This is a genomic window from Syntrophorhabdaceae bacterium (assembly GCA_028713955.1).
Taxonomy (GTDB): Bacteria; Desulfobacterota; Syntrophorhabdia; order Syntrophorhabdales; family Syntrophorhabdaceae; genus UBA5609.
The window spans coordinates 1-6,891 of the sequence record JAQTNJ010000168.1; the positions used below are offsets into that span (position 1 = coordinate 1).

Below are 6,891 nucleotides of genomic sequence, written 5' to 3' on the forward strand. Positions count from 1 at the left end.
TTTGTGTGATCGGGCTCTCCATCGAAAACAATGGTTTTATGCAGTGGTATGGAAAAAACATAGATATTTACAGCGTTGAACAGGAGCTTGCCCATGTAAAAACAATCGTAACATTCAACGGAGACGGTTTTGACCTCCCGCAGATTAAAAAACGTCTCTATGTTGACCTCAAGGAAAACCGTGTTTCCCGGGATCTTTTCAAAGAAAAAAAGAAACTTGGCATCAAGGGGGGACTGAAAGATCTTGAAAAGATGTTCGGCATAACGAGAAGAACTGAGGGTATGAACGGGTACAAGGCGGTCTGGCTCTGGGAACGATACAAGAACAAGGGCAACCTCAATGCCCTCAACCTCCTCCTTGAATACAACAAGGAAGACGTGATAAACCTCATAGCGCTTGAAAAGATACTTGATGAGATGAGAAGGGAGCCGGTATGATTCAGGATTTCCAGATCAGATCGGGATTTAACACGATAGCCGGTCTCATGACCGTTCCCAACGGTCCGGGAAAATACCCCTGTGTTATCCTCTCTCACGGCCTGATAAGCTCCAAGGAGAGTTCCAAGTACGTTGCATTATCGGAAAGGTTCGCCGGCGCCGGTATCGCAACCTGCCGGTTTGATTACCATGGATGCGGTGCGAGCGGGGGCAATATTGAAGACACAACCCTCTCAATCAGAATAGAAAATCTGAACGATGTCACTGAATACGTATTGAGACACGGGCAGGTCAAACCCGAAAGCGTAGGCATTGTGGGGAGCAGTTTCGGCGGGGCCACGGCCCTGATAAAGGCAGCGCGGGACAAGAGGATACAATGCGTATCCTTCTGGGCGACACCCTGTACGCTGGAAAAACGGGGCGATGGCAGCATATCCGAGATCGCCTTTAAAGAAAATATTTATGATGACTTTGCAGAATATGACATATTGTCAGAGGCGAAAAAGGTTTCCTCTGCCCTCGTGGTTCATGGGGAAATAGATGAAGTTGTTCCCTTCCAGGAGGGAAAGGCAATATACAGGAACATTAAAAAACCTAAAAGCATAGAGATCATAAAGGGGGCTGATCACATATTTTCAAACCCGGCGCACCGGGAGAAGGCGATCAACCTCACCCTGAACTGGTTCCGGAGATACCTGCTGAGCGTATAGCAAACCGTATATCGTATATCGTATTTCGTATATCGAGATTGTAAAGGAAACCGTTCAGCGGAAGAATTTTGCCGGTTTGTCTCTTTGCCTTTTTTATCTTTTGCTATCTACTATTCACTATCGACCATTCACTGTCTTTTCCCGCGTGTTTGCGGGGGACAATCCGACACAGGTGTTCGTTTTAATGGAAAATCCGGGTTTAAACTACGGGCCTTCGTTGCCTTCTTTCTTCCTCTCTCCCCTCGTCTTCAGCCGTTCCCGGATAAGGTCGCCGACGACATTGCTCAATCCGATACCAAGGGCAAGGGAAAGCGTCATGACGATGCCCCCGAAGATTATAAGAAAACTGATGGTGATTATCATATTCCCTATGCCGATATACTCGAAAACCATCCCAAAGGTGATGATGATGAGAAAGATCCTCACCCCTTTTGCAATAATATCGCCGTATTTTATGTTCGCATTTTCACAGGTCATAAAAATGACCCTGCTTATAAAATTGCTGAAAATGATCCCTATAATAACGATGACAAGGGAAACGATGATATACGGCAATGTCGTGGAGATCTTGGAGGCATATTCGGAAAACTGGGAAATGCCAATAAAATTGAGGCCAAAAGACAGAAAAAGGACGATGAATACCCAGTAGACGATCTTACTGAGGACAATGGAAGGCAATGTCTTGACCCCACCTTTTTGGAGAAGGTTGGCAATACCAACGTCCTGTGCCCATTTATCAAACCGGAAAAGTATTAAGAGCCTGCCCAGCAGCTTTTTAATAAACCAGCTGATGATCAACCCGCCGACCATGACGATGACCATGACGATCACGTTGAGAAAAACCTCTGAAAAGTTATCATAGAGGTCTAAAAAGAGGTCTCTTAAGAATTCAACCATATTGGGAAAATCTTATTCAATGTAAGCAGGTATGTCAATGGAAATCAGCCTTCCGGCCGTCGGTTTTCAGCGCACGGGTAAAATATATCTCTAACGGCAGTTTACTGTTTATTGTAAGCTATTTTATTTTTTTGTTGACATTCTTTTGAGATTTGTTTAGGAATTTCTAAAAAGGAAAGGAGGTAAAGACATGCCTGCAAAAGTTGATGAAGATGCCTGCACAGGATGTGGAGCGTGCGCAGAGATTTGTCCCGCCGATGCTATTACTGTTGATGATACGGCAAAGGTCGATCCTGAGCTCTGCACAGAATGTGGTGCATGCACAGAAGAATGTCCGGTAGAAGCAATAACCCTGGAAGAGTAAACCCGATTCTAAAAATATAAAAGGATGGGACAAGCGCCCATCCTTTTATATACCAACTCTCTTAATGCCTTAATTTATAAACCCTTTACAAGAATCTCGGAGAGGTCCATGGCCTTCATCGTCTCGACCTTTTCCTTGTCCTTGATTGCATCTTCCATCATGATCAGGCAATAGGGGCACGCGGTGACCACCGTGCTTGCAGGTATCGCTATGGCCTCGTCGATCCTCAGATGATTGATCCTTTTGTGATGCTCCTCCATCCATATCCTGCCGCCGCCGCCGCCGCAGCAAAAGCTCCTGTCATGGTTCCTTTCCATCTCGACCAGCGAGCCCTTTGCGACCTTCCCGACGAGGCCTCTCGGCTGGTCGAAAATACCGTTTACCCTTCCGAGATAGCAGGGGTCATGATAGGTTATGGTGCCTTCGATGGCAGGGTTCAACGCGAGTTTCCCTTCATTCATCAGCTTCCAGATAAATTCACCCTGGTGATAGACCTCAAAATTCCCGCCTACCTGCGGATACTCGTTCTTAAGGGTATGGTAACAGTGCGGACAGGTTGTAATGATCTTCTTTATGCCGATCTCGTTGAGAAGCTCCACATTACCCTGGGCGATGCCGAGGTACAGGTCTTCATTGCCGCATCTGCGGGCAGGATCTCCGCAACAGGTCTCGTCCTGGCCAAGGATACCAAAGGAGACACCGGCTTTGTTCAGTATCGTAGTGAACGCCTTTGCGACCTTTCTGTTCCGATCATCGAGGGAGGCAACACACCCTACCCAGTAGAGGTATTCCACTTCGTTTTCGGCTACGTTCTTCACTTCAAGACCTTCTGTCCACTCTGTTCTCTGTCTCTTGCCCATTCCGTAAGGATCATTTTTCTGCTGCAGATTCTTGAAGAGAAGTCTCGTCTCAGAGGTTGTTTTGCTAAGGGTCAGGGTAAGGTAGCGTCTCATTTCAATATTCTTGTCGAAGGTCGGAATCGATACGGGGCAATTTACCTGGCACGCAAGGCAGGCCGTGCATGACCACAGCGTTTCTTCCTGGATGACATTATCGATGATGCCTTCCTCGTTCTTAATGCCTTTCGCCGCCTTTTCCCACTCGCCTTTCAGATCCTGGATGAATTGCTTCGGTGAAAGCGGTTTTTCGCTTGCGTAGGCAGGGCAAAGATCCTGACACCTGCCGCACCGCGTACAGGCATCAAGGTCAAAGATCTGTCTCCATGTAAAATTTTCTATGTTGTTGATGCCAAACTCTTCCGCGTTCTCAAAATCAGTGATGGGTTCTATGGCGCCCCTCGGATTATCCTCAACGCCTCTGAACATCATGTTCAGCGAGGAGGTAATGATGTGGAGCAGCCTTGAATACACGATGTAAGCAATAAGACCGAAGGAGATCACCATATGGAAATACCAGAAGACCTTGTGCGTGACCTCTATGGATCCCTTTGACATACCCGTAAAGATCGAGGCAGTGAACCAGCCGACAAAGCTCCAGCGCTCATAATCAGGCATTGAATGGGCAATACGTAAGCCTTCAGCCAGAAAGCCGGTCACGAGGACGACAAGTATCCAGACGAGGACTATGCCGTCGTCCGGCTTGTTGTCAAGGCGCGGAGGCTTCGTGATGTATCTTCTCCACATGGCCATAAGGATACCGACAATTGCCATGAGACCGGCGAGGTCCAGCATGAATGAGAAGATCAGGTAGAAACCACCTTTTAAAAACTTCACCTTGAACAGAAGATCCGTAAAGTCTGCCTGGAACGCGACCAAGCCTGTTCCGATAGCGAGAATAAGGAATCCCCAGAAGATGAGGAAATGCATCCAGCCGGGAAAGGCTTCCCGGAGTATGGACTTATGGAATATACCGTTGGTGATGAAATACCCTATACGTTCACCAAGCCTTTTTGTAAAGTGGATGGGGGCCGGTTTTCCCATCTTCCACATAGCATAACGCTTTTTTAATCCCACGATTAAGATGATGAACGTAATGATCATCAGCGCGTAACTGATCCACTGCGCACCGGTATCTTTTACGTTCCAGAATATCTCTCTCCCGATATCCATCATATCCTGTGCCTCCTGAACGTTTTTTTTGCATATATTATCAATACAAAAGGACGATAAAATCAATAAAAATGTGACATAATTCACAATCCTTTCCCGGCTTTTTTTCGCTATATATAAGAGAGATAAAGCAAAACAGCCGATTTTGTATCCACGATATCGCAAATAAAGACAATTTTTTCTTGACATAATTTTAACAATTTTGATAAGGTAGAATCTAATCCATGAAAAAGCTTATACTGATCTGTGCGATTTTCTTCTCGTTTGCTGTCCTCATCCCCACTTATTCACATTCTTCAAACATTACCCATAAGATCAAACAGGGCGATAATTTATACAACCTGGCAAAAAGATACCATGTATCGGTGAATCAGTTGAAGTCAATGAACAACCTCAGGTCCACCAAGCTAAGTCTTGGTCAGGTCCTCGTTGTGAAGACAGATGCGTCGGATGTATCTCCAAATGCCAATACCGGTAAAAAGAAGGCAGCTAAAAAGAACAGAACCGAAGAGATCGTCACAACCGGGAATGAGGGCGAATTTATCGAATATAAGGTCAAAAAAGGTGATACCCTTAACAAGATAGCAATGAGATTTGAGGTTGACAGAGAAGACATTGCGGAGGCAAATGACCTGCAGAATCCCCAGAACAAAAGGTTGAAACCCGGAAGCATCCTGCTCATCCCGAGGTTCACAGAAAACAGCGACGAAGAGTATGTTACCCTCGTTCAGAAATCCCTTCAACCCTGGAAAAACAGTGACGAAAAATATATGCTCGTAAAGGTTGCCAAAAGCTTCATGGGAGCCCCTTACAGGTACGGCGGGGAAAGCGTAAGGGGTCTCGATTGCTCGGCTTATGTTAAAAAGATCTATGAGATATTCGATGTTGCGTTGCCGAGAAGTGCGAGGGAACAATTCAAGGTCGGGGCAAAGGTATCAAAAGAAGAGCTTTCGGTCGGAGACCTTGTGTTCTTCAAGACAAAAAGATACGCTAAATATCCGACGCACGTCGGAATATACATCGGTGATGGGAATTTCATCCATTCCTCTTCATACCATAGCAAACTGGGGGTCAAGGTAGATTCCCTGGATTCCAGTTACTACTCGAGGACATACGCCGGTGCGACAAGGGTAAAACGACCCACGGAAGAAAACCCCGAAACAACCAATGCCGCATACAAGACCTCAAACAGATCATAATATGTGTTAAAACCCTTTTCCCTTCTCGCCTTTTCCATCCTGCTCCATTTCTCAGGATACTACGTCCTCGTCAAAAGAATGGAGCCGTTTCAATACTTTTTCTACGTTACGTCCTGGTGGTCATACATCATCTTCCTTGATGCAGCACTGGCCCTGAAAGAAAAGAGATTTTTTGTGCTGAACAGGCATATCGCTCCGCTTGTCATAATCTCCTGCGGCTTCTGGTGTCTCTTCGAACTGATCAATATACGGCTCCATAACTGGCACTACATAAACCTCCCTGTCAACGAGATCCTGCGGTACGGAGGATACTTCCTTTCCTATGGTACGGTCATTCCCGCGATCTATCTTACAAAGGAATTGATCTATATCCTGTTCGGCGACATCATTGTAAGACCTCTCAGAATCGAGCGGTATCCTGTCTATGCCGTCCCCCTCGGCATTGTGATACTGTTGCTGACCCTTGCCTTTCCACGATATCTTTTTGCCTGCGCCTGGATATTTGCTGTCCCGGTCATGGATGCCGTCAACTACATGCGGGGATACAGGTCGTTCATGAAAGACCTTGAAAAGGGCTTTGCAGGCCACCTTGTCAGCGCTGCTGTTGCCGGTCTCATATGCGGTATCCTCTGGGAGATGTGGAATTACCTGTCTGTCTCAAAATGGATATACTCTGTCCCCTTTCTTGAAAAGGAGAAGGTCTTTGAGATGCCCCTTCCGGGTTATCTTGGCTTTCTCGCCTTCGGGCTTGAGACTATCGCCTTTTTTAATTTTCTTGAGGGCCTACGAAGAACCGGGAGGTCCATATACGTATTGTTCGTTATAACGGCAATCCTCATATCCTGCCTTACCTTTCCGCTTATAGACAGGTTTACCGTGCTGTGGCGATAACTCCGGCTCATGGCTCAAATACTTAAAAACAGGTTGAGACTGAGGTTTAGGTTGAGAAACTGCTTAACCTTAACCTGTTTCTCCTCAGCCTGCATTTGTAGCTATGAGCTGTATTTATAAGCTATCTTGTTGACTTGTCCCATGTTGTATGGTGAAATATCTACCATGGCGAAGAAGAAAAAAGAGGAAATAAAAAGGTCTGATATACTGATCACGGTAATCGAGTCAGCCATCGCATTCGTTAAAGAGAATCTGAGGTCATGCATCATAGGTGTGATCATCTTTTTTTTAGCAGCCTTCTCTGTTTATGCATATACGTTCTAC

At 46.0% G+C, this 6,891-nt stretch carries 7 protein-coding genes; 5 read left to right on the top strand and 2 right to left on the bottom strand.

The window, feature by feature from the left end; translation table 11 throughout:
• Both PHU49_12500 and PHU49_12505 read left to right on the top strand, forming a co-directional pair.
• Positions 1-437, top strand: a 437-nt coding sequence (locus PHU49_12500; protein ID MDD5244826.1) for a ribonuclease H-like domain-containing protein, incomplete at its 5' end; no start/stop codon positions are given.
• On the top strand, positions 434-1,147 hold the full coding sequence (locus PHU49_12505; GenBank protein MDD5244827.1) for an alpha/beta hydrolase: 714 nt from the start codon (positions 434-436) through the stop codon (positions 1,145-1,147). The genes PHU49_12500 and PHU49_12505, both read left to right, overlap by 4 nt.
• A gap of 204 nt (positions 1,148-1,351) precedes the next feature.
• On the opposite strand, the gene PHU49_12510 is transcribed toward PHU49_12505, so the two are convergent.
• Positions 1,352-2,044, bottom strand: a complete 693-nt coding sequence (locus PHU49_12510) for a hypothetical protein (protein MDD5244828.1) — start codon at positions 2,042-2,044, stop codon at positions 1,352-1,354.
• 190 nt (positions 2,045-2,234) lie between these two features.
• Here PHU49_12510 and PHU49_12515 point away from each other — a divergent pair, with 190 nt between their 5' ends.
• Positions 2,235-2,408, top strand: a complete 174-nt coding sequence (locus tag PHU49_12515; GenBank protein ID MDD5244829.1) for a 4Fe-4S binding protein — start codon at positions 2,235-2,237, stop codon at positions 2,406-2,408.
• Between the two features lie 74 nt (positions 2,409-2,482).
• Here PHU49_12515 and PHU49_12520 read toward each other — a convergent pair whose 3' ends face one another.
• Entirely contained in the window at positions 2,483-4,480 is a 1,998-nt protein-coding gene (locus PHU49_12520) for a heterodisulfide reductase-related iron-sulfur binding cluster (protein MDD5244830.1), read from the bottom strand.
• A gap of 221 nt (positions 4,481-4,701) precedes the next feature.
• Between PHU49_12520 and PHU49_12525 the strand changes: the two genes are divergently transcribed.
• Both PHU49_12525 and PHU49_12530 read left to right on the top strand, forming a co-directional pair.
• The gene (locus PHU49_12525; GenBank protein ID MDD5244831.1) at positions 4,702-5,676 is read left to right on the top strand and encodes an NlpC/P60 family protein; all 975 of its coding nucleotides are present in this window, start codon (positions 4,702-4,704) and stop codon (positions 5,674-5,676) included.
• A gap of 3 nt (positions 5,677-5,679) precedes the next feature.
• Entirely contained in the window at positions 5,680-6,567 is an 888-nt protein-coding gene (locus tag PHU49_12530; protein ID MDD5244832.1) for a hypothetical protein, read from the top strand.
• Positions 6,568-6,891 lie beyond the last annotated feature (324 nt).